Source organism: Bifidobacterium leontopitheci (genome assembly GCF_009193355.1).
Lineage (GTDB): Bacteria > Actinomycetota > Actinomycetes > Actinomycetales > Bifidobacteriaceae > Bifidobacterium > Bifidobacterium leontopitheci.
Genome location: NZ_WBVT01000016.1, coordinates 37,627 through 60,155 on the forward strand (window position 1 = coordinate 37,627; position 22,529 = coordinate 60,155).

The 22,529-nt window shown below is 62.5% G+C and carries 21 protein-coding genes; 6 read left to right on the top strand and 15 right to left on the bottom strand.

Annotation, left to right across the window (positions count from 1 at the left end; all coding sequences use genetic code 11):
• The 3 genes from F7D09_RS06230 to F7D09_RS06240 all read left to right on the top strand — a co-directional run bounded on the left by F7D09_RS06230 (position 1) and on the right by F7D09_RS06240 (position 3,229).
• Positions 1–1,518, top strand: coding sequence for an MFS transporter (locus F7D09_RS06230; RefSeq protein WP_193312359.1), 1,518 nt, complete (start codon positions 1–3; stop codon positions 1,516–1,518).
• Positions 1,519–1,706: 188 nt separating this feature from the next.
• Positions 1,707–3,020: a Fic family protein gene (locus tag F7D09_RS06235; protein WP_152234546.1), complete on the top strand. Its 1,314-nt coding sequence runs from the start codon at positions 1,707–1,709 to the stop codon at positions 3,018–3,020.
• A 2-nt stretch (positions 3,021–3,022) separates the two neighbouring features.
• Entirely contained in the window at positions 3,023–3,229 is a 207-nt protein-coding gene (locus tag F7D09_RS06240) for a hypothetical protein (RefSeq protein ID WP_152234567.1), read from the top strand.
• 89 nt (positions 3,230–3,318) lie between these two features.
• On the opposite strand, the gene F7D09_RS11420 is transcribed toward F7D09_RS06240, so the two are convergent.
• The 6 genes from F7D09_RS11420 to F7D09_RS06270 all read right to left on the bottom strand — a co-directional run bounded on the left by F7D09_RS11420 (position 3,319) and on the right by F7D09_RS06270 (position 8,148).
• Positions 3,319–3,507 (bottom strand): hypothetical protein, encoded by a 189-nt coding sequence (locus F7D09_RS11420; RefSeq protein WP_226836014.1) that lies wholly within the window; start codon positions 3,505–3,507, stop codon positions 3,319–3,321.
• 14 nt (positions 3,508–3,521) lie between these two features.
• Positions 3,522–4,337, bottom strand: a complete 816-nt coding sequence (locus F7D09_RS06250) for a zinc-binding dehydrogenase (protein ID WP_152234547.1) — start codon at positions 4,335–4,337, stop codon at positions 3,522–3,524.
• The gene (locus F7D09_RS06255; protein ID WP_152234548.1) at positions 4,337–4,648 is read right to left on the bottom strand and encodes a DUF2442 domain-containing protein; all 312 of its coding nucleotides are present in this window, start codon (positions 4,646–4,648) and stop codon (positions 4,337–4,339) included. The genes F7D09_RS06250 and F7D09_RS06255 overlap by 1 nt, the downstream gene beginning before the upstream one ends.
• A gap of 96 nt (positions 4,649–4,744) precedes the next feature.
• The gene (locus tag F7D09_RS06260) at positions 4,745–5,569 is read right to left on the bottom strand and encodes an HAD family hydrolase (RefSeq protein WP_152234549.1); all 825 of its coding nucleotides are present in this window, start codon (positions 5,567–5,569) and stop codon (positions 4,745–4,747) included.
• 224 nt (positions 5,570–5,793) lie between these two features.
• Positions 5,794–6,882 (bottom strand): glycerol dehydrogenase, encoded by a 1,089-nt coding sequence (locus F7D09_RS06265; protein WP_152234550.1) that lies wholly within the window; start codon positions 6,880–6,882, stop codon positions 5,794–5,796.
• Positions 6,883–6,909: 27 nt separating this feature from the next.
• Positions 6,910–8,148 carry an MFS transporter gene (locus tag F7D09_RS06270; RefSeq protein ID WP_226836016.1) on the bottom strand — a complete coding sequence of 413 codons (1,239 nt, stop codon included), beginning with the start codon at positions 8,146–8,148 and terminating at the stop codon, positions 6,910–6,912.
• Positions 8,149–8,321: 173 nt separating this feature from the next.
• Here F7D09_RS06270 and F7D09_RS06275 point away from each other — a divergent pair, with 173 nt between their 5' ends.
• Positions 8,322–9,335: an AraC family transcriptional regulator gene (locus F7D09_RS06275; RefSeq protein ID WP_226836020.1), complete on the top strand. Its 1,014-nt coding sequence runs from the start codon at positions 8,322–8,324 to the stop codon at positions 9,333–9,335.
• Positions 9,336–9,531: 196 nt separating this feature from the next.
• On the opposite strand, the gene F7D09_RS06280 is transcribed toward F7D09_RS06275, so the two are convergent.
• The 3 genes from F7D09_RS06280 to ychF form a co-directional block, all read right to left on the bottom strand.
• On the bottom strand, positions 9,532–9,948 hold the full coding sequence (locus F7D09_RS06280; RefSeq protein WP_152234553.1) for a tautomerase family protein: 417 nt from the start codon (positions 9,946–9,948) through the stop codon (positions 9,532–9,534).
• A 127-nt stretch (positions 9,949–10,075) separates the two neighbouring features.
• Complete coding sequence (locus F7D09_RS06285) at positions 10,076–10,381, bottom strand: hypothetical protein (RefSeq protein WP_193312360.1); 306 nt, start codon at positions 10,379–10,381, stop codon at positions 10,076–10,078.
• A gap of 178 nt (positions 10,382–10,559) precedes the next feature.
• Positions 10,560–11,657: a redox-regulated ATPase YchF gene (gene ychF, locus F7D09_RS06290; RefSeq protein WP_152234555.1), complete on the bottom strand. Its 1,098-nt coding sequence runs from the start codon at positions 11,655–11,657 to the stop codon at positions 10,560–10,562.
• Between the two features lie 70 nt (positions 11,658–11,727).
• Between ychF and F7D09_RS06295 the strand changes: the two genes are divergently transcribed.
• Entirely contained in the window at positions 11,728–14,283 is a 2,556-nt protein-coding gene (locus F7D09_RS06295) for a beta-L-arabinofuranosidase domain-containing protein (RefSeq protein ID WP_193312361.1), read from the top strand.
• A 1,017-nt stretch (positions 14,284–15,300) separates the two neighbouring features.
• Here the strand turns inward: F7D09_RS06295 and F7D09_RS06300 are convergent.
• The 6 genes from F7D09_RS06300 to F7D09_RS06325 all read right to left on the bottom strand — a co-directional run bounded on the left by F7D09_RS06300 (position 15,301) and on the right by F7D09_RS06325 (position 21,454).
• A complete protein-coding gene (locus tag F7D09_RS06300) occupies positions 15,301–16,521 on the bottom strand; it encodes a pyridoxal phosphate-dependent aminotransferase (RefSeq protein WP_152234557.1) in 1,221 nt (406 codons plus the stop codon).
• A 17-nt stretch (positions 16,522–16,538) separates the two neighbouring features.
• Positions 16,539–17,219: a methionine ABC transporter permease gene (locus F7D09_RS06305; RefSeq protein ID WP_152234558.1), complete on the bottom strand. Its 681-nt coding sequence runs from the start codon at positions 17,217–17,219 to the stop codon at positions 16,539–16,541.
• Complete coding sequence (locus tag F7D09_RS06310) at positions 17,212–18,369, bottom strand: methionine ABC transporter ATP-binding protein (RefSeq protein WP_152234559.1); 1,158 nt, start codon at positions 18,367–18,369, stop codon at positions 17,212–17,214. The genes F7D09_RS06305 and F7D09_RS06310 overlap by 8 nt, the downstream gene beginning before the upstream one ends.
• The gene (locus tag F7D09_RS06315) at positions 18,366–19,394 is read right to left on the bottom strand and encodes an alpha-ketoacid dehydrogenase subunit beta (protein WP_152234560.1); all 1,029 of its coding nucleotides are present in this window, start codon (positions 19,392–19,394) and stop codon (positions 18,366–18,368) included. Before F7D09_RS06315 ends, F7D09_RS06310 begins: the two co-directional genes overlap by 4 nt.
• Positions 19,387–20,373, bottom strand: coding sequence for a thiamine pyrophosphate-dependent dehydrogenase E1 component subunit alpha (locus tag F7D09_RS06320; protein WP_152234561.1), 987 nt, complete (start codon positions 20,371–20,373; stop codon positions 19,387–19,389). Before F7D09_RS06320 ends, F7D09_RS06315 begins: the two co-directional genes overlap by 8 nt.
• A gap of 250 nt (positions 20,374–20,623) precedes the next feature.
• Positions 20,624–21,454 (bottom strand): MetQ/NlpA family ABC transporter substrate-binding protein, encoded by an 831-nt coding sequence (locus F7D09_RS06325; RefSeq protein WP_152234562.1) that lies wholly within the window; start codon positions 21,452–21,454, stop codon positions 20,624–20,626.
• A gap of 373 nt (positions 21,455–21,827) precedes the next feature.
• On the opposite strand from F7D09_RS06325, the gene F7D09_RS06330 reads away from it, so the two are divergent.
• Positions 21,828–22,097: a helix-turn-helix domain-containing protein gene (locus F7D09_RS06330; protein ID WP_193312362.1), complete on the top strand. Its 270-nt coding sequence runs from the start codon at positions 21,828–21,830 to the stop codon at positions 22,095–22,097.
• The last annotated feature ends 432 nt before the right edge of the window (positions 22,098–22,529 follow it).

A 22,529-nucleotide genomic window follows, 5' to 3' on the forward strand; every position in this document is an offset into this window, starting at 1 on the left:
ATGCATGTCGAAGAGGGACGGAAACGGAGCCTGAACCGTTCGTTGATCTGCCTGTGCGCGGCCGAACTGGTGATGATGGTCAACACCACCGCGTTCAACGTGGCGCTGCCGAACATCGCCGAGTCGCTCGGGGCGGGCATGGCGGAGCAGCAGTGGATCGTCTCCAGCTACAACCTCGTGTTCGCGGCCGTGGTGCTGCTGGCCGGGTTCATTGGCGACCGGCTCGGCCATCTTAGGACCATGATCGCCGGGTTGGGCATGTTCGTCGTCGCGTCCGCGATCGGCCTCATGGCCGGGAACGTGCCGGTGCTGCTCGTTTCGCGGTCGATCATGGGCGCCGGTGCGGGCGTGGTCATTCCGATGGGACAGGCGCTGCTCGGCATTCTGTTCCGTGGCCCCGAACTGTCACGCGCCATGACCGCGTGGGCGATCGCCGGCACCCTGGGCGTGCCGTTCGGTCCGCTCGTCGGCGGAGCGATCACCGCCGCGCTGGGATGGCGCGGCATCTTCGGGTTCGACGGCGTGGTGTTCCTCGCCGTGATCGCGGTCATCCGCATGAACGTTCCGCGGACGGGCGGATCACGCAAGTCCCGCCCGCTGCACGTGCCGTGGGCGTCGGTGGCGATGATGACCTCCGGATTCACTTTGTTCTCCGCCGGCTTGGTCAACGCCCAGCATGGCGTTCTGGCCGCGAGCGCATGGATCCCGATGGCGGTCGGCGCCGTGCTGATCGCGGGATTCGTGCTGCACGACCGCGCGGCCCGCAACCCGCTGATGGAACTCGGCCTGATGGCAGACCCGTCGTTCGCGGCCTGCGCGCCGGCGCTGATGATGCTGAACTTCTCGATGTACGGCATCATCTTCATCATGCCCGCCTATCTGGAGACGGTGCTGCGCCACGGCGCGCTGATCGGCGGCATGCTGCTGATGCCGTTGGTCGTCGCCTCCATAGTGGGATCGCGGATGAACGACTGGATCGTCTCCCGGCTCGGTTCGCGCGGCACGAGCCTGCTGGCCTTGGGCTGTCTGGCCGCCGGGATGCTGACGATCGGCGTCGCCATGTGGTGGCCCGGCGATGTGGCCGAACAGTCGACGACGATGATCGGTCAGGTGGCTGCCGGCTTCGGGTTGGGCGTCGGCCAGCCGGCGATGCTGACCTGGGCCATGGGCCGGGTGCCGATCGAGCGATCCGGCGCCGGCTCCAGTCTGCTGACCGTGTTCCGGCAATTCGGTTCCATCATCGGCGTGGGAATCTTCGGCAGCATACAAAGCGGACTGTATACGGCGGACTTCCGCGATCTCGCGCAGGCCGCCGGACTGAACCCGCAATCCGCCGGTTCCGTGACGCTGGACTTCCAGCAGGCGGCCGGACTCGCGGACGCGACGGGCGACCTCATGCGGCAGACGGCTTCCCGCGCCTACGAATCCGCGATGACCGGCAGCTTTGCCGCGGCGTCCGCGGTCATTCTCGTCACCCTTATGGTCGTCGCGCTGATATCGCGCAGGGCGTCGCGGTGAGGATCGAACACAAGTTCGACGGGGATGGCGGTGACTCGGCATAGGCCGGCTTAGTCTTGCGGCGACACGTTTGGCCGCCGCCGGATTGATATAAGCTATGTTTTAGTGACGTTTATTCAACTTATCCCCCCTCTCTATCTTATAGTTTCTATAATTAATAACGGAATCAGAAAAAGAAAGCCGGTGCGATGAACATGAAATATAGAAGTTTGGCAAGGGCATTCCACGCCGACAAAACAAACGACGCCTTCAACAACCATGCGAAGCGCGCCCAGCAGCGACTCGAGGCGGACTCCGCGTTCAGGACCAGAATCATCACGCCATTGGGTGAACTATTCACCGCCACGCCACGCGAAACATCCATGCTCACCGAGAAAATACTCTTCGCGGAACGGCGGGTGTCCCGGCTATGGAACCAGATTCCCGGCGTCATGCGCTGGGACTACATACGGCATTCCATCAGCGAGGAACTGTTCGCCACCAATGAGATGGAAGGCGTGCGCAGCACCCGCAAGGAAACCCAAGACGCCGTGGATGCGGCTGATAGGGCAAGAAAGGACGGCGACGACCCCAAGGCGCGGTTCGGCGAATTCGCCAAGCTGTACCTGAACCTCACCGACAAGGACTCCGCACCGCCATCGGGGATTGCGGACATCCGTGATATCTACGACAAGGTCGTGTTCAACGAAATCAACGAGAACGACAAGCCAGACGGCGAGCTGTTTCGGAAAGGCGACGTGGAGATACAAGGCCCGCACGGTCTCGCGATCCACAACGGCGTCAAAGGCGAAGGCAACATCAGCGCGCTTCTCACTGACATGATCCATCTTGCGGTTTCCGATGAGATTCCCCGCCTGCAATCGGCCATCATGTCGCATTTTCTGTTTGAATACGTCCACCCGTTCTACGACGGCAACGGCAGAACCGGCCGATATCTTCTGGCCCTCTATCTGAACCACGACCTGACCATGCCCACGGTACTGTCCCTGTCCCGCACCATCGCGGAGAACAAGAACGCCTACTATAAAGCGTTCATGGAGGCGGAGGACAAACTGAACTGCGGAGAGCTCACGTTTTTTGTGAACACCATCCTCGAGTTCATCAGAAAGGCCCAAATCGAGCTGATTGACGAACTCGAGGCCAGAGTCGATCAGCTTGACAAGGGCAGGGTGGTCTGTGACCGGCTTGAACGGAGGCACGACCTGTCCGCGAAAGCAGTCGCAATACTATACGGCGTGATTCAGGAGGAAGTGTTCGACTCGTCCAAGTCCCTTACGCTGAACGATGCCGCATACCACATCAGACTGTCCAAGCAAAGCGCGAGGAAATATGTAGGAGAGCTCATGGACGCGGGCCTCGTCATCCAGTCCGGGAGACGGCCGCTAAAGATACGGGCATCAGAATCGCTGAAAGACATTCTTGAGTCCGGGCTAGACGAGGACGCCGAAAAGTCCGACAATCATGGTGGCAGCAGACAGCAAGAAAAAACAGGAAAGGCATGATGATGACCGAACGGTTCCTAAGCCTCAAAGAAGTCGGCGAGCGTCTTGGTGTGAAGAACCCCGCATCGAAAGGCTACAAGCTTCCCGAACCTGACGCCCTGATCGGCACGACGCGCGGCTGGCTGCCGGAAACCATCGATAAGTGGAACGCGGCACGTCCCGGTCGCGGGGCCGGGGGCGGTAGGCCGCGCAAACATCCCGAGGAATAGACAGGAACCGCCCCGACGCCCATAGCACCAGGGTCGTAGCCGAATACGGCTGCGATGCTGCACGTCAACAACAGTCTCCCCCTGTCCCCTTACGGCGCACAGCACCGGCGGCGCTTTTCTGTTTTGCGATGCTGATTCATCGCAACGCCGGCCGCACCCGTTTGCCGCATGATTTCGGCAGCGACCTTGGCGGTACTGCCCACCGTGGTCTTCCCTACCGCATAGTTCTCGCCGGTGCGCGAGAAGTACACGACCACCGTATCGCCGTTGTTGCTCATGGTGATGTTTCCTCTCAGATTTCACTGACGTTGATGAGCGACTTGATGGCGCGGCGCCCATCCATCGCCTCGTAGGCGTCCTGAACGTGGTCAAGGTCGAACGTGCCGGTGAACATGATGCCGGGGTCGATCATGCCGGAGAGGACCGCGGGCAGCAGCACGTTGCGGTCGTACGTGGCGACCGATGCTGGGCCGCCCTTCAATCCGATGTTGCGCCAGAACAAGACGTCCACGTCGATGTGCGCGTCGTGCGGCACGCCCACGCGTCCGACCGTGGAGCCAGGGCGTCCCACACGCACGGCGGTTTCGATGGACTGTGCCGAGCCGACGCATTCGAGCACCGCGTCCGCACCGTCGCCGTCGGTCAGCTCCATGACTCGCGCCACGGCGTCGTCGCCGCGTTCGGGCACGATGTCGGTCGCGCCGAACTGTCTGGCGAGCGCCGCGCGATCCTCATGCCGGCTCATGGCGATGATGCGCGAGGCCCCGCGCATGCGTGCGGACAGTACGCCTGACAGGCCCACTGCGCCGTCGCCGAATACGACGGCTGTGGCTCCGGGCCTGACTTCTGCCGAGACCGCAGCGTGGTAGCCGGTGGCCATCACGTCGGCGAGCGTGAGCAGCGAGTTCAGCGTCGCGTCGTCGTATGATTTCGGGTCGCCGGGGACCTTCACCAGTGCCGTGTCGGTCTTGGCGGCGCGCATGACTTCGGCCTGATAGCCGGCGTTGCCGCCCGGTTCGGCGTTCATGCAGTTCGCCTCGAATCCGGCTCGCAAACCGTCGTCATGCGCACGGTCGCCAAGACGGCCGTACGGCTGCACCAGCGCCATCACACTGAAACCAGTTCACCATGAGCGGCATATTCATATGAGTGTTCGTACAGATACGTGGGAGATATGTCAATATCACCGCCACACCAGGTCAAGATGCCATGGTCGATGCGGAAGTCCTCGAGCGTCTTCTCATCCCGCAGCGGAGCGAAGGCGGGAACGTCGTCGTGCATCTCGGTGAAATCACACAGGCACGTCTCGCCGGTGGAGAACGTCACCAGTATGACATGATCATCCGCAACATGAGCCGAACGGACTTCCAACTCCCGAGCGGACTCATCCGCATACATGATGCCGCTCGCTTCAAACATGACAGACTCCTCCCCTATATACGGAACGACCCTATGCTGAGTATATTCCCGCAGCAGGAGCGCCGTCACTGGCAATCGGCATGCGCACGGTCATGGTCACGCAGAAAGACCCTCATCCCTTAATAAATCGGCAAGGAAAACCCCTACCCCATCCTGCTGGTTGGACGGAGCAATGGCGTCAGCGGCGGCTTTGATCCGATCATCAGCGTTTGCCATAGCGACGCCCATCCCCGCCGCGCGCAGCAATGGAACATCATTGAGCCCATCACCAAAAGCGATGACATTTCTCAAACCAGCGCCCAGGCTTTTTGCCCAGATCTGCGAAGCATGCGCCTTGTTCGCATGAGCGTTTGAGATTTCCATAACACCGCCGCTGGAATCGGTAACTGTGAAGTCCTTACCAATCAACTCATGGCAACCGTCAATATACCGGTCCGCTTGGTAGCCGGGCGTTGCCATGACAAGTTCAAGAACCGGAGCATTCGGAACCGACGATATGCGTTGAGGATCCGGATCGCGCAGTATTCCTCCATGCGCGCGCAGGTCCCAAAATGTTTGATCGCAACCGAATCCTTCCCTGTACTCCCACCCGAATCCAGCCTGCGGATATTTATTTTTCAGCATGGCGATAATGCCAACACACTGCCTCTCATCAAGCAGTTCGGAATGAATGACATGGCATGTGGCCGTATCCACAATCTGCGCACCGTTGGACGCAAACAAAGCGGAGAATAAAGGCAATACCGGTCCCAGTACTTGCTTTACCAAGCGAAGCGGACGCGCTGACGCCGCGGCGAAAAGAACGCCGGCATTATTAGCTCGGCCAAGCATGTCTTGCAATCGAGAGGAGACCCGCCCATGCTCATTGAGTAGCGTGCCGTCAAGATCGGTGACAACGAGAATCGGCAACTTAAGACTCATAACGGACCCCTATTCGCGCATTACAGCGATGCGCATAATCGAATCTGACAAGAAGTGCAATTGTAACAGGAGCAACCGAAGGCCTTGGAATCGTTGGATCCTGAGGCCCTCGGCGCTATACAGCAATCACTTTTAAGCGTTGGGGAGAACTTGAACTCGACGATGTCGCTATACGGCATCAGGCTGTTTCTCCAGCAACAGGCCGTTCATACGGACAAGTCCCGCTATCCGACTACGGCGTCGAGCGAGTCCACTGCACGCAGGGCGGTGGCCACGTCGGACGGAGTGACCTCGAACGGCATGTTGCCCATCGTGTCGTCCGGTGAGCAGGCCAGTTTGCCCACGCGCAGCAGGTCGGCGTCCGTGGCGTCTGCAATGCCGATGCCGGCCAAGGTGGTTGGTAAGCCGACCGCGCGGAAGAATCCAAACGCCTCCTCGAAATCAGCCATCGGCCGGTCCTCCAGCACGAACTGCGTGAGGGTGCCGTATGCTACTTTTTCTCCGTGCAGATATTTATGCGTGCCTTCCAGCGCGGTCAGGCCGTTGTGCACGGCGTGCGCCGCCGCCAATCCGCTCGACTCGAAACCGATGCCGCTGAGCAGCGTGTTCGCCTCGACCACCTGTTCCAAGGCACGGGTGCGCAGACCCTTACGCGCCGCCGCCAAGGCCTTCACGCCGTCGGCGATGAGCAGGTCATGACATAGGCGTGCCATCGCTTCGGCGGCATTGGTGGCATGGCCGCCGGCCATGGTGACCGCGTTCGATTTGATGCAGGCAAGAGCTTCGAAATAGGTAGCGTAGGCATCACCGAAGCCGGCCGTCAGGAGTCTGGCAGGTGCCTTGGCGATGACGTCCGTGTCCATGATCACCTTTTCCGGGTTCTTGGGCAAGGGCAGATACTTGTCGAACTGCCCGTCGTCGGTGTACAGCACCGAAAGCCGCGAACACGGCGCGTCCGAGGACGCGGCCGTCGGCACGATGACGACCGGCAACCCGGCGAGATGCGCCACGGCCTTGGCCGTATCGAGCGACTTGCCGCCTCCGATGCCGAGCACTACGTCGCATTCGCCCAGCCGCTCCTGATGTCGGCGAATCTCGGTCATCGAGCATTCGCCATTGAACGCCTCGTAGTGATATGGGGTGTTCGTAGCGTCGAAATTCGAAGTGATTCGATCGTGGTACATCCGGTCGATGAACGGGTCGACGATCAGATACGCGCCTGCCGAACCGAGTTCCACGTATTCCGAGGCGAGCGAGCCTAATGCGTCCTCCTGCTGGATATAGCTGCCGGGTGAGCACAGCACTGTTCTCATGATTGCTCCTTTTACTTCATTGTTGGATTATCTGTTCAAAAATAGAGTTGTCCATCGAGTGATGTCGCGTGACTCCGCACGCTTGAGCAGCACCAGCACGCCGACCGAACCCAATGCCAGCACCGCGCCAAAGAGGCCGAGCCAACGCAGTCCCAGATGCGTCATGGCCAGTCCGCTGATGGTGGACCCCAAGGTTATGCCGATGTTGAATGCCATCGCGTTCATCGAAGAGGCCAATGTCATGGACGAGGGGAACCGTTCGGCAGCGATGGCGGTATGCAGTACCTGCGACGGCGAATTCTGCAGGTACATGAGACAGGCCAGTGCGAGCAGATCCACGGCCCCGAGCGCCGGAATTATACTTGCGAACGGCAGTACGGCCAGGCAGACAGCCTGCAACAGGTACAGCGGAATCAGACCGATGATCGGATGCGAGCCGGTGCCACGAGCCGCCAACTTGCCGCTGTACAGGTTGGACCACAATGCCGCAAGACCGATCGCGGTCAACGCAAGACTCAGGTACCGCTCGGGGACGCCGATTTCCTCGGTGAGGATGGGGGAAAGATATGTATAGAAGGAGTATGTCGCCGCCGCACCGAAAACGACCGCAAGCATGCCGCACCAGACCCGCACGTCGGTGAACAGACGGAATTGCGGCAGAAAACGCGTGGCTCCGGTCATATATGAGGTGCGTGGCAGACAGCGCAGCATCGATATGATGACGAGCACGGTCAGCAGATTGATCAGATGGAATGACCATCGCCAGCCGAACTGTTGTGCGATGAATGTACCGATCGGCACGCCGAAGACCGCGGCGATGGAGATGCCGGAAAAGATCCAGGACATGAACCGGGGCCGATCAGATGCGCCGACCAGATCCGGTGCGAACGTCATGGGCACGGCCACGAGTGGTCCGCTCACTGTGGCGATGACGATGCGCCCCACCAGCAGCATCGGATAATTCAGGGCAAAGGCGCACAGGACATTGCCGGCCAAGAAGATGCCCGTCATCGCCATCAAGGCATGGAATCGATTGAATTTGGCGGATACGGCCGCTCCGATTGGAGTCATCGGCGCGTATACGAGCGCGAAGGCGGAGACCAATGAACCGATGGCCGCCAACGAAACGCGCATGTCCGAGGCAATCGGCTGCATGACGCCAACTACGATGAACTCGCTCAATCCCAGCAAAAACGTCAATGCGATAAGCGTGACGACCGGCACGGTGAAGAACCGGGATCCACTTCGCGTCTTCGTGGCATCCACTATGAGCATCCTTTCCTGGACAACACGATTAACTATCGAAATAAGGTGAACATGATGATCGATATGTTCACATTACCCACTTAGAAACTACTGTTATATTAGTGATACGAACTCGATGAGATACGAGACGAACCATCACTATAGTTTCCATTACTATAGAAATCGTGACAACAATGACTGCCGAGCGAACGATTGATCAGACCTCTCCGAAGAGTCCCAATCCTCTGACCATTTTCTCCGACCTTTCGGAAACCCCGCACTACAATCTGCCGGGATTGCCGATGTACGCAAGACGCGACGACATGCGTCGTTATGGCTTCCGCATGGCGTGTCATTGGCATCGCGACTTGGAATTCATCCATGTTCTCAACGGCCATCCACGCGTATTCGTCAACGGCGCGCTCATTCCGTTGCATGCAGGCGAAGGCATCTTCATCAACTCGCGTCGCATGCACTATCTGATATGCGACGACGGCGACGATGCCGGATTCGTCTCGACGGTAATCGATGCTTCACTGCTAGGCGCGATGTACGCGCCACTGGCAGCCGCCATGCTCAAACGCATGGATGACACCGCTCCTGATTACGTCGTACTCGACTCAACCCGCGAACGGGACCGCACGTTGCTGTTCGGTATCGACGAGCTCGAACGACTGTTGTCCCGGTGCGAAAGTCAACAGGAGACAGGCGACGCGCTGACGGTGCTGCCGGCAGTCGCCCAGTCTGCACACTTGTGCTTTCTGGCGTTGGAAAGAATCAACGAAGGAACCATCACCGCCGAACCCAAGACGGTGGACCAAAGAACCTCGGAATACCCAACTCCTTCATCGGCACATGCCGCGGCAAACGATCCGGGGCCTGAGTTCAGGTCTTTCCTGCTTATGATGGCCTTCATCCGCGCCAACGCATCACACAAGATCACCCTTGACGACATCGCGCGAGCCGGCATAGTCGGCCGTCGCGTCTGCTGCGAGCTGTTTCGCACATATGCCGGGCAGACGCCAATCGACTACCTCACCGATTATCGCCTTGGCAAGGCCCGTGAGTTGTTGTCCGAGGGAACCATGTCCATCAAGGAGATTTCGCAGGTCTGCGGATTCTCATCACCCGCTTATTTCAGTTACGTGTTCCGGCAGCACATGGACACCACCCCACGCCAGTGGCGAGACCGAGAAATGACGAACTGAGGAGAGCATAAGTGGTTGGTCAGCGTTGCTCCGTTATCCGCGACCAACGGCGGCAAAGCTATCTCACATGCCATTACAAAATCAGGGTCTTGGAATCACTAGAACTCCAAGACCCTTGGCACTACTCAGCAATCACTACTTGGATTCGGCTGACTTGCCTTCCTTCCCCCGCGTACCGGCTGGTACGGTCAATGAATCAGTCATCAGTCTTGGCAGCGAGTCTGCCGGCAATGTACCGATATTCCTGCGTGAGACCGGCGAAACCCCACGAGTCCGGACGCACGTTCTGAACCACGATGTAGCTGGCTTCGGACACCGTTCCGAGAATCGCCGCCATGCCATCGAACGCACGCCGAACGAACAACGCCTTATCACCTTTGGCGTTGGTGCCCTCGGTGATCTTGATCTCCACATAGAATGTGCCCTCGCCACGATCCGGCACAGATCGCCCGCCGACGAACCAGCACGCAGGATCCGCGAAGTCCACGTCCACGGACACCACGTCACGCTGCTTCCCGAGAACGTCCACCGCCAGACCGGTGAGCAAATCCGCAACCTTGGCTGCGATTTCCGTTGATCCATCTCCCGCAACACGAGCCCTGATGTACGGCATATCCGTCTCCTTCAATACAAGATATTGCATTGCGAAGTATACGGTACAACATCTACCGCCACCTCCGGCTGGTGGCTGTGTTTGGATTCCTCGTAACGACAGGGATGATGCGAACCGGCCATGACCATCAACCCCGACTTACGGCACCGCCAGACCTGAGACTGGTGACGCGCACGGCCAACGTGGTCGGCACCAGCTTGGCGAACACATGGTACAGCTTGTAGAACGTCAGCGGCGTGTAGTTCGCGCATCCGCGTTCGGCCTTCGCCAACGCTTTCGCCGTTTCCCTGCGCAAATCAAGGTACGGCAGCCGAGCCAGTTTACCGGATGCGGCGCCGCGCACGTTCATTTCGGTGTCCATGTTGCCGGGGCTGAACAGCAGTACATTGACGCCGCGCGCACGTTCCTCCTCATGCAACACACGCCATCGCACGGCGGAAGAAGCCTAGGGTGAGGCCACAAGTTCAAACCCACTTTGATGAAGCGTGCCCATGCGCAGACCTCGAATACGTCATTCCCGACACGGCACACACATGCGACCATTGATTCCACATATGACAGGGGGTCTTGGAATTACCGAAATTCCAAGACCCCCTGTCACTACGCGGCAATCACTTCTTGCTCACGTTGAACTTGAACTCGACGATGTCGCCGTCCTGCATCACATAGTCGCGGCCCTCCTGGCGGAGCTTGCCCTCCTCCTTGATCTGCACCATGGAGCCGTTCGCGGCAACGAAGTCGTCGTAGGAGACGATGTCGGCCTTGATGAAGCCCTTTTCGAAGTCGGTGTGGATCACGCCGGCGGCCTGCGGGGCGGTCCAGCCCTTGTGGATCTGCCAGGCGCGAACCTCCTTCTCACCGGCGGTGAGGAACGTCTGCAGGCCGAGGATGTCGAAGCCCACGCGCGCCAGCTGGTCCAGGCCGGACTCCTTGAGGCCGGCGTCCTCGAGCATCTCGCGGGCGTCCGCCTCGTCGAGGTCCGTCAGGTCGGCCTCGAACTGGGCGTTGAGGAACACGGCGGGCGCGGGCGCGACCGACGCGGACAGCTGCTGCTTGAGGTCGTCGTTGGCCAGCTCGTCGTCGTCCACGTTGAACACGTAGATGAACGGCTTGGCGGTCATGAGGTGCAGGTCGTACACGGAGTCCTTGTCGAAGCGGCCCTCGCGCGCGGCCTTGTCGAGCGTCTCGCCGTTCTCGAGGATCGTCTTGGCCTTCTTGACCGCATCCAGGTACGCCGGCTCGATCTTCTTGCCGCGCAGGTCCTTCTCGAGCTTGGGCAGCGCGTTCTCGATGGTCTGCAGGTCGGCGAGGATCAGCTCGGTGTTGATGGTGTCGATGTCGTCGGCCGGGTCCACCTTGCCGTTGACGTGCACGATGTCGTCGTCCTTGAAGGCGCGCACGACCTCGCAGATCGCGTCGGCCTCGCGGATGTTGGCGAGGAACTTGTTGCCCAGGCCCTCACCCTCCGAAGCGCCCTTGACGATGCCTGCGATGTCCACGAACGTCACCGTGGCGGGCACGATCTTCTCGGTGTGCACGAGCTTGGCGAGCACGGGCAGGCGATCGTCCGGCAGGGGCACGATGCCGGTGTTCGGCTCGATGGTGGCGAACGGGTAGTTCTCGGCGAGAACATTGTTGCGCGTCAGCGCATTGAACATGGTGGACTTGCCCACGTTCGGCAGGCCCACGATTCCGATAGTAAGAGACATGATTCCCAGTATTGGCTGTAAGGTGGACGTCAGGAGGATGCTCCGACGCATCCTCGGCAAGGAGGGGACCATGGCAGGCAATCGTTCCACATCACATATATCAGAGGACTCCCGGCTGGCGAGGCTGGACGCGGAACTGCTGCATATCGGCAACACCGGCACCGTCGAGTTCGACCTGACGTTGCCGTCCGTCGGCGCGAACGGATCGACGGTCAGCTGGTCGAGCGGCGACGACCATTGGCTGGAGCCGGACGGCACCGTGCACCGGCCGCAGTTCGGCCGCGGCGACCGGATGGTGACGCTCACCGCAACGGTCCGTCACGGCGCGGCGAGCGAGACGCGCACGTTCGAAGTGCGCGTGCTGGAACAACGTGCCGGATTCACCGTCATCGACGCGGCTCCGCTGTCGCTGACGGCCGACGCCGGAGCACGCTACGATCTGCCGGCGTTCGTGGCCGCGCATACGGACGACGGGCGGACCGTCGCCGTACCGGTCACGTGGGATGACGGCACCGCGCATACGGCGAGCGTCACGGCCGGCGACACAATCGTCCATCATGGCGTCGTCCAACATGCCGGCTCGCCGGACGACATTGCCTCACCGGACGACATCGCCTCACCGGACAACGTCGCCTCACCGGACAACGCGGCGCCGAACGCACGTCGCGGCACGGTTCCCGTCACCGCGACAATCCATGTGGGGACGTCCGGCAGCCAAACCGAAACCGCACCTGCACGCACCGTGGCATACCAGCGCATCTCCCCCATCCCCTTCAGCCATGCCAGGCTCGCCGGCGAGTGGCCGCTGTCCAGGAACCAGCAGGACCGGTTCTTCTATCTGCGCGACCTCGATCTCGACCGGCCTCTGCGCGAATTCAGGCGTACGGCCGGGCTCGATGACCATGGCGCCGAGCCGATGACCGGCTGGGATGCACCGGACTCTCAGCTGCGCGGTCACACGCTGGGCCACTTGATGTCCGCATACGCGCTGGCATACGCGGCGACCGGCGACGGCACGATGCGGCACCCGCTCGACTATCTGGTCGGCTCGCTCGCCGAAGTGCAGCGCGCGCTCGCAGCGCGGCCCGGCATCCATCCGGGGTTCCTGTCGGCGTACGACGAAACCCAGTTCGATCTGTTGGAACGTCTCGTGACATATCCGACCATCTGGGCGCCGTATTACACGCTGCACAAGATCCTCGCCGGCCTGCTCGACGCGTACCGGTATGCCGGCAACGACACGGCGCTGGACCTGGCCAGGGGCATCGGCCTGTGGACGTATGAGCGGCTGCGGAAGCTGCCGCGTGAGCGGTTGCAGCGCATGTGGAGCCTGTACATCGCCGGCGAGTTCGGTGGTATGAACGAGTCGCTGGCCATCCTGTACCGGATCGACGGCGATCCGAGGTTCCTTGAGGCGGCCCGCATGTTCGACAATGACCGCCTGCTCACGCCGATGCTTCAGCACGAGGATGCGCTCGGGGGCATGCATGCGAACCAGCATATCCCGCAGGTCATCGGCTGGGTGGAGATGTTCCGCGTGTGCGGCGATCGGCGGTATCTCGACGCGGCGAGGTTCTTCGCCGATACGGTGCTCGACCACCATCTGTATGCGATGGGCGGCACCGGTGAAGGCGAAATGTTCCATGATCCGGACGCCATCGGCTCGCTGCTGGACGACGACACTGCGGAGAGCTGTGCGACATACAACATGGTCAAGCTGGTTTCGCGGCTCTATGAGTTCGACCCCGACCGCCGGTACGTCGACTATCTGGATTGGGCGTTCCTCAACCATATTGCGGCGAGCGCCAGCCGGCGCGAAGACGGCGGCAGCACGTATTTCATGCCCACGCGGCCGGGCGGGCGCAAGAGGTTCGATCTTGAGGAGAACAGCTGCTGCCACGGCACGGGGCTGGAGTCGCACTTCCTCGCAGCATCGTGCGCGTTCGCCTCGGATGCGCGCACGTTCATGGTGAACCGTTATCTGCCTTTGCTCTTCCACGATCAAACGGCATCGCTGTTCATGCAGAGGGATTACACGAATCCGGGCCGTGCGACCATGTCCTTCACGCGTCTGAACCGGCGTGCGATCAGCTTCCATGTGCCCGATTGGAGCGCGGATGGTTCGGTGACTCTCCGCGTGCGCAGCCGGCGCGACGCCTTCGACCTCATGGATGACGCCGGCGCGCGCATCCATGTCGGCGCGGCCACGAGGGAGCCCGGCGCACTGTTGCCGACGCCTAGTGATCCCGTGACGTTGCGCAGGTCAGGCGTCAGGCAGGTGACGATCACGCTGCCTGACGACGAGGATGAGCGGACGTGGAGTAATGCGCTGTTCGAGTTGACGTTCACGACGCGCTTCCGCCTGATTCCCACGCCCGACCGCCCGGATGTCGCGGCGGTGGCGTGGGGACCGTACGTGCTCGCCGCGCTTGACGACCGTCAGGAGATGCTGACGGCGGATTTCGGGCAGGCGGACGGCTCGGGGTGTTTATCGGACGATGAGTTCGAACAGGGCGGGGATCCGCTCACGTTCATCCACCGTCGTTCGGGATTGCGTTTCGTCCCGTTGACGTTCGTGGAAGCCGACAGGCCGTATCACCTGTACGTACGGGCGGTACGGGAATAGCGCAGGCTGAGCCTCCGGATCGTGCCACTCCCCTGCCGGTTATACCGGCAGCGGCAGCCGGTCGGCTCGCCGCCCCGGCCTCCTCCGCCGTGAAAGGCCGAGCCTTATAGCAAACACCATGGGCGTTTATAGGCGAGGAACGAGCGACAGCGATCCAGCATTGAACCGGCCGTAGGCCATCCTTGATTGCAGGACACTGACTTTCGCTTGGCCGACCGACCCGCAACCCTGGCCCCCTCGGTGGAGGGGGCTGTCTGAACGAAGTGAAGACTGGGGGAGCGTCACCCGCGACCGCATCAGCATCAGCCGACACGAACGACGCTGACTGGTCCACGCGCATTGCCACAACCTTGCGAAAACGCCGGTTTCGTCGACTTGTGGCAAACGGGCGAACGCCATGACGACGCCGGGAGCGCCTGGGTGCCCGCGGCGGGAGGCTTCCTGTGTCCCATAAGTGCAAAAACGCCGATCTTGTCGTTATGGGACGTCCCATAACGACATTGCAGGCGTTTTTGCACTTATGGGACGTCCCACAACGACATAGGAGGCGATTTCGTCGTTACGGGACACGCGGCTGTCGGGATCGACTGGCTGCCGATATCGCAGAATCGTTGGAAAATGGCGATTCCTGACATATCGCCGATATCAGGATTAGCGGCGCAGAGGGACGCGCATGCTCCCGCAACGGCAAAAACGGCGATTATGTCGTTACGGGACGTCCCATAACGACATTGCGGGCGTTTTTGCGCTTATGGGACACAGTCAGCGCGAAGAACCAGCGGAAGGCTCCGAAGCGGACGGCCACCCTCAGTCTCGATGCGCTCGACAGTTCCCGCCAGCGGGAGCACAGCGAATCCGCCCCACGCTGGCGGCGAAGCCGACTGGGGGGATGCCGTCGCGGGTGACGCTCCCCCAGTCAGCCTACGACCGACAGCCCCCTCCACCGAGGGGCCGAGTGACGGGCCGAGCGCGATGCTCATGCCGTCGAGGTTTCCTCCACTGAGGACGGCCTGTCGTCTAGCGCAGCCCCAGACGGTCGCGGGCGGCGTCGATGCGCTGCACGGCTTCGCGCAGCTGCGCTTCGTCCTTGAGCAGGCTGAGCCGCACCCAGTCGGCACCCACGTGGCCGAAGCAGGTGCCGGGCAGTCCGGCCACTTCGGCCACGTCGAGCAGCGTGTCGGCGAACCGCTGGCCGCTCCAGCCGTCCGGCGCCTTGAACCACACGTAGATGCCGCCGGCCGAGTCGAACACGTCGAAGCCGAGCGCACGCAATCCGCCGGCGACGATCTCGCGGCGACGCGCATAGCGGTGCGCCAGCTCGGCCACGCATGACTGGTCGCTGTCGAGCGCGACGACGCCGGCGTCCTGGATCATGCCGGTGACCATGGAGCCCATCTGGTAGTGGTACTGCTTGAGCCGGGCGACGACATCCCGGTTGCCGGCGACGAATCCGGCTCGCCAGCCGGCCATCGCATACATCTTCGACAGGGAGTCGACCTCCACGGCCACATCGATGGCGCCGGGCACGGCGAGCAGGCTGACCTGCTGGTCGTCGTCACGCACGCCGAGGCCCGTGTAGGCGAAGTCGTGCACGATGAGGAACCCGTACCGTTTGGCGAGCGCCACCGCATGCTCGAAGAACGATGCGGGGGCCTGCGCGCCGGTGGGGTTGTTCGGGTAGTTAAGCACGAGGACGCGCAGCCGCCGCCATACGGATTCGTCCACGGCGTCGAGGTCAGGCAGCCAGCCGAGTTCGGCGCGCGCGGGCAGCAGGATCTCCTCGGCGCCGTGCATGACGGCCATGCAGTGGTACGAGGGGTAGTACGGGTCGGCGAAGGCGACGGCGTCGCCGCGGTCGACGAGGATGGCGAACAGTCCGGCGAGGCCGTCGACCGCGCCTTCGACGGCGAACAGCTGGGTCGTCCAGTCGAGGTCGACGCCGTGCACGTTGCGGTACCAGTGGGCGGCGGCCTCGAGGAACGCCGGCTTGCCGTCGAACGGCGTGTAGCGCGCGTTGAGCGGGTCGTCGACCGCTGATTTGGCGACGTCGCGGATGAAGTCTGCCGGGTAGGCGTCCGGGTTGCCTTTGGCGAGGTCGATGACGTCGGCGCCGGCGGCCCGCGCGGCGGCGACCTTCACGTCCATGTCGGCGAACACGTTCGGCGGGATGGTCTGCGCGATCGGCGTGAACCGGGGCGTCCAGACGCGGTCCCGGATGTCGGCTTGAGCGACGCTCATGGTGGTTGAGGCTCCTTTCAGTGTTGCAGCCGCTTGGCGAGCAGGTTGCAGATGATCTGGCTGACGAACACGATGACGAGGATGATGAGCGTCGCCACGAGCGTCACGTCCCCTTGGAAGCGGTTGTAGCCGCGGATGATGGCGAGGTTGCCCAGGCCACCGCCGCCGACCACGCCGGCCATGGCGGAGAATGCGACCACGTTGATGAACGATAGCGCGGAGACGCGGATGATCGGCACGCGGCCTTCGCGCAGGTAGACGCGCCAGATGATGTCGAGCGTGCCGAGGCCGGACGCCTTCGCCGCCTCGACGAGGCCGGGGTCGATCTCGAGCAGCGCGTTCTCGACCTGCCTGGCGTAGAACGGCACGGTCGCGCCGACGATCGGGACGATCATCGCGTCGGTGCCGATGGACGTGCCGACGATCAGGCGCGTGACGCCGACCAGCAACGCCATGAGGATGATGAACGGGATGGAGCGCACGATGTTGACGATCTTGTCGAGGATGTTGTAGACGACCACGTTCTGCGTGAGCCCGCCGCGGCGGGTGAGCAGGAGCAGCAGGCCGAGCACCAGGCCGAGCGCGTAGCCGATGGCCGCGCCGATGATCACCATGTACAGCGTCTCGTACGTGGCGTCCCAGACCTCGGGCCAGATCAGCGACACGTTCGGCAGCCAGGTCTCCAGCAGTTCACTCATTGTCGTCTCCCCTCTCGCTCGCCGTCGCCGCGTCGGCCGCGGGCGTCTCGTTCTCTTCGGATTCGTTCACGTGCAGCTCGGCGAGCGGCGTGGCGCCCACGCCCACCGACTTGAAGTAGGCAAGGGCGTTGTCGATCGCCGCGTCCGGCCCATCGAGACTCACCAAGATCATGCCGACCGGCGTGTTGTGGATCACGTCGACGTTGCCGAACATGATGTTGCCGGTCACGCCGAACCGGTCGTGCGCGTCGGCCATGAGCGTCTCTTCGGCGCCCGAGCCGACGGAGGAGAGCAGGTACACGTGGCCGGCCTCGCGTTCGCGGGCGAACAGGGGGTGCGTCTGCATGAGCGTGATGCCCTTGTTCATGTTGCCGGACGTGTAGATGAACTCGCGGGTGAGTTCGCTGGAGGGGTGGTCGAACACGTCGAGGATGGAGCCGGAGTCGACGACGCGGCCATGGCTCATGACCGCAAGGTCGGTGCAGATGTCCTTGACGACCTGCATCTGATGGGTGATGAGCACGATGGTCAGGCCCAGCCGTTCGTTGAGGTCCTTGAGCAGTGCGAGGATCGAGCGCGTGGTGCGCGGGTCGAGCGCGCTGGTCGCCTCGTCGCACAGCAGCACCTCCGGGTCGCCGATCAACGCCCTCGCGATGGCGACGCGCTGCTGCTGGCCGCCGGAGAGCTGACGCGGATACGCCTTCGCCTTGTCGGCGATGCCGACGAGCTCGAGCAGATGCATGGCCTTGGCGCGCGCGTCCCGTTTGGAGATCTTCTCATGAATGAGCGGCAGGGTGACGTTGTCCAGCACCGTGCGCGAAGGCATGAGGTTGAAATGCTGGAAGATCATCGCGATCTTGCGGCGCAACGGCAGCAGACGGGATTCGGAGAGGGCCCCGATGTCGGCGCCGTTGAACGTGACGGTGCCGCTGGTCGGCCGCTGCAGGACGTTCATCGTGCGCACGAGCGTGGACTTGCCGGCGCCGGAGAAGCCGATGATGCCGTAGATGGAGCCCTTGCGGATGGTGAGCGAGACGTCGTCGACCGCACGGAAGCGGTTCCTGCCGTGGCCGAATTCGACGACGATGTGGTCAAGGTCGATGAGCGGCGCGCCGGCGCCGGCCGTCGTGGTGCGGGTGTCGAGGCTCACGCCGCCTCACCCGCCTTCGCCGCGTCGTCTTTCGTGGTAGCGTCTGCCGGCGCCGCCGCGAGCACGGCGCCGAGGATCTCCTTGACGCCGGCGAGCACGTAGTCCTCCATCACGGGGCTGAACGGCAGCGGCGTGAAGCGCGCGCCGACGCGCAGGATGGGGCCGCGCAGATAGTCGAAATGGTTTTCGGCCACGCGCGCCGCGATCTCGCCGCCGACGCCGCCGATCTTGATGGCCTCATGCGCGATGACCAGATGGCCGGTCTTCTTCACCGAATCGTAGATCGTCGGCATGTCGAGCGGCGTGATGGAACGCAGGTCGATGACCTCCACGCTCACGCCGTGCTCGCGCTGCGCGACTTCGGCCGCTTCGAGCGCCTTGGTGAGCATGAGACCGTAGCTGATGAGCGTCACGTCGGCGCCGGGGCGGACGACCTCGGCCTTGCTGATGTCGATGGGCGGCAGGTCCTCGGGCACGTCGCCCTTGACGGGGAACAGGCCTTTGTTCTCGAAGTAGATGACCGGGTTCGGGTCCTCGATGGCGGCCTTGAGCAGCTGCTTGCCGTTGGCCGGCGTGGAGGGCACGACCACGCGGATGCCGGGGATGTTGGTGAACCAGGTCTCCAGGGACTGCGAATGCTGGGCGGCGCCGTGCTTCATCAGGCCGTCCGGCGCGCGCAGCACGAGCGACATGGACGCCTGGCCGCCGAACATGTAGTGCGCCTTGGCCATCTGGTTGAGCACCTCGTCCATGGCGATGCCGATGAAGTCGGCAAAGTGCAGGTCGATGACCGGCTTGGCACCGGCGATGGCCGCGCCGACGCCGGCGCCGACGAGTGCGGTCTCCGAGATCGGCGTGTCGAGCACTCGTTCGGGGAACTCGTCCTTCATGCCGGCGAACTGGCCGAAGATGCCGCCCTGCTTGGCGATGTCCTCGCCGTAGACGAACACGCGCTCGTCGGCGCGCATCTCCTCGAGCATGGCTTCGCGAGTCGCCTCGCCGAATGTGATGATTCGCTCACTCATACAGGTTCACCTCTCCGGAGAAAACATCGTCCAAGGCGTCCTCGGCCTTGGGGAACGGGCTGTTGGCCGCGAATTCGAGCGCGGCGTCGAATTCGTCGTCGAGACGCTGCTCGGCGGCGTCAAGGTCGGCCTGCGTGACCTTGCCTTCGAGCAGGATCTTGCGGCGGAACCGGTCGATGGGGTCGTTGTAGAGCTTCCACTCCTCGACCTCCTCCTGGCTGCGGTACTTCTGCGGGTCGGTGATGAAGTGGCCGTCACGTCGGTACGTCTTGCATTCGAGGATGCTCGGGCCTTCGCCGCGGCGGGCGCGGGCGATGAGCTTCGCGGAGGCCGCGCGCACGGATTCCACGTCGTTGCCGTCGACGGTCACGCCGGGAATGCCGTATCCGGCGGCGCGTTCGGACAGGTAGTCGACGTTCTTGATGTCGTCGAAGCGCGTGGTGGACGCCCACGCGTTGTTCTCGCACACGTAGATGACCGGCAGCTTCCAGCTGGCCGCCAGGTTGACGGCCTCGTGGAACGTGCCGCGGCTGGACGCGCCGTCGCCGAAGAAGCAGACGGCGACCTCGCTGCCGTGGCGCTGCTTGACGGCGAGCGCCGCGCCGGTGGCGATGTTGAAGCCGCCGCCGACCACGCCGTTGGCTCCGAGCATGCCGACGCTGAAGTCGGCCAGGTGCATGGAGCCGCCCTTGCCTTTGCAGTATCCGGTGGTGCGGCCGTAGAGTTCGGCGAGCGACCTGTCGACGCGGGCTCCCTTGGCCAGGGTGTGCCCGTGGCCGCGGTGGGTGCTGGTCACGTAGTCCTTGTGCGTGAGGTTGCTGCATACGCCGGTGGCGACGGCCTCCTCGCCGATGTACAGGTGGGCGGGGCCGACGATCTCCTTGCCGATGTGCGCTTTGACGGTCTCCTCGAAGCGGCGGATGCGGCGCATCGTGGTGTACAGGTCGATGGCCTGTTGTGTGGTCAGTGGTTCACTCATGACTCGACTTCTTAGTTTGGTTGGTCTTGGTTTGGGTGGTTGGCGGGTTTGGATTTGGATTCGTGGTGGATGTTCGAGCGGCGGTCGCGGTCATGGGATCCAGGCGGGCGCACGATGGCGGACGGGAGGGGCGTGCGCCCCGTCCCGTCCGCCTGCCGGGCCGTCAGGTCCGGCCGTGTGCGAGTTCGTCCTCCATGTCACAGCGGGTACCTACCCGCTGTGATGCAAGGCCGGCTGTGTGCGGGGCGCGTCACCACAGCGGGATGACGGCTCCCTTGTACAGCTTGTTGATGAGCTTCTTCACGTCGTCGCTGCGGTAGGCTTCCACGACCTTCTTGTAGTTGGCGTTGTCCTTATCCTTGGCGCGGGAGACGATGATGTTGTAGTAGGGCTTGGACTGCTCGTTGACCGGTTCGATGTAGATGGCGTCGGACTTGGGGTTGAGTCCGGCGTCGAGGGCCATGAACACGTTGATGACGCTGGCGCCCACGTCGGGCAGGGACCGTGCGGTCTGCGAGGCTTCGAGCTCGGTGATCTTCAGGTTCTTCGGGTTGGAGACGATATCGTCGGGGGTCGGGTTGGTGCCCTCCTTGTAGTCGAGCTTGATGAGCCCGGCGGACTGGAGCAGCAGCAGGCCGCGCGCCGCGTTCACATCGTCGTTGGCGATGGTGACCTCGGAGCCCTTGGGGATGTCGGAGACCTTCTTGGCCTTGTCGGAGTAGAGGCTGATCGGGTTGAGCACGGTCTCGCCGACCGCGGCGAGCGCGTTGTCGTGCGTCTTGTTGAAGTCGTCCATCAGGATGTAGCCCTGGTAGGCATTGAGGTCGATGTCGCCCTTGGCGAGCGCCTCGTTCGGCTGGATGTAGTCGGAGAACTTGACGAGTTCGATGTTGATGCCCTCTTTCTTGAGGGTCGGGATGACGGACTGCTCCCACACTTCGTTGCTGTCGCCGACGACGCCGACCTTGATGGTGTTGGCGGCGCTGGCGGAGTTGCCGCAGGCGGAGACGCCCACGAGGGCGGCGACGGCCAGCACTGCGGCTGCGGCTTTCTTGAGTTTCGAAATAGCTTTGAAAGTCATTATGGTTTCCCCTTGCTCGGTCTTTCCTTGAATGTGCGGGAGAGTTCCCGCCGCGATGTCTTCCGCTTGCGACCGCCGGCTGGAATGCTCGGGTTCGTGCGGTTGATGGTTTCAGATTAGCCGGGGTGTGGTGGCTTTCGCGGTGGTTTCGGCGTATGCGGCTATCGTCAGAACTTATACGCTGCTATCATGCGCGGGTGCCGTGCGTCCTGCCGATGTACCGGATTGCCGCCGTACGTCGGTTTTCCCCTGCCTGATTGTCTCGAATAATGAGATTTCCGGTGGTTTGCGGACGTGTTGCGCTACAGAGGACGCGGCATAATGAAGGGAATGTCTCGCGATACGGGCACGAAGGAGAAACGATATGAACGGCATGGGCGATCACGCAGGCGCGGAGAAGGACGCGGCGAAAGGTGCGACGAAGGAGCGCATCTACCCGCAGGTGGGGGCGGCGCTGCTGAAGGCGCGGCGGGAATGCGGCATGACGCAGGAGCAGCTTGCGGCCGCATCCGGCGTCTCGCGCATCACCATCCAGCGCATCGAACAGGCGCACATCAACCCATCGTTCCGCTCCCTGGAGGCTCTCGCTCACGGCATGCACCGCACCCTGACCATCAGCTTCGACCCCAAGCCCGAAGACTGAAGACCAGCGTCACACTGCTCGCCCGAGTAACGTGACTGTGCTTGCATCCACTAAGCCATCCTCGGCCCCCTCGGTAGAGGAGACCATCTGTAGCCGACGACTTGCCCGGACGGCGGTTACGCCTCGGCCCCCTCGGTGGAGGGGGCTGTCGCGGCCGTAAGGCCGTGACTGGGGGAGCGTCAGCGGCATGTCCAGTGCCGCCAAGACTCAGTGCCGTCAAGAAGACGCAGTATCGCGCGTTGCGCGATGCCTTTTTTTGCAGCCTTCGGCCGCTGTCGCTCCCCCAGTCAGCCTACGGCTGCCAGCCCCCTCCACTGAACTGCGCCCCAAAAGTTGGACGTGGTTTATTAAAGGGTACCAGACCGGGCTGTGGGGAACGTGTCCCGGAATTCCTCCGGGGTCAGTCCCCCCAGCCGTTCCTGGCGTCGTTTG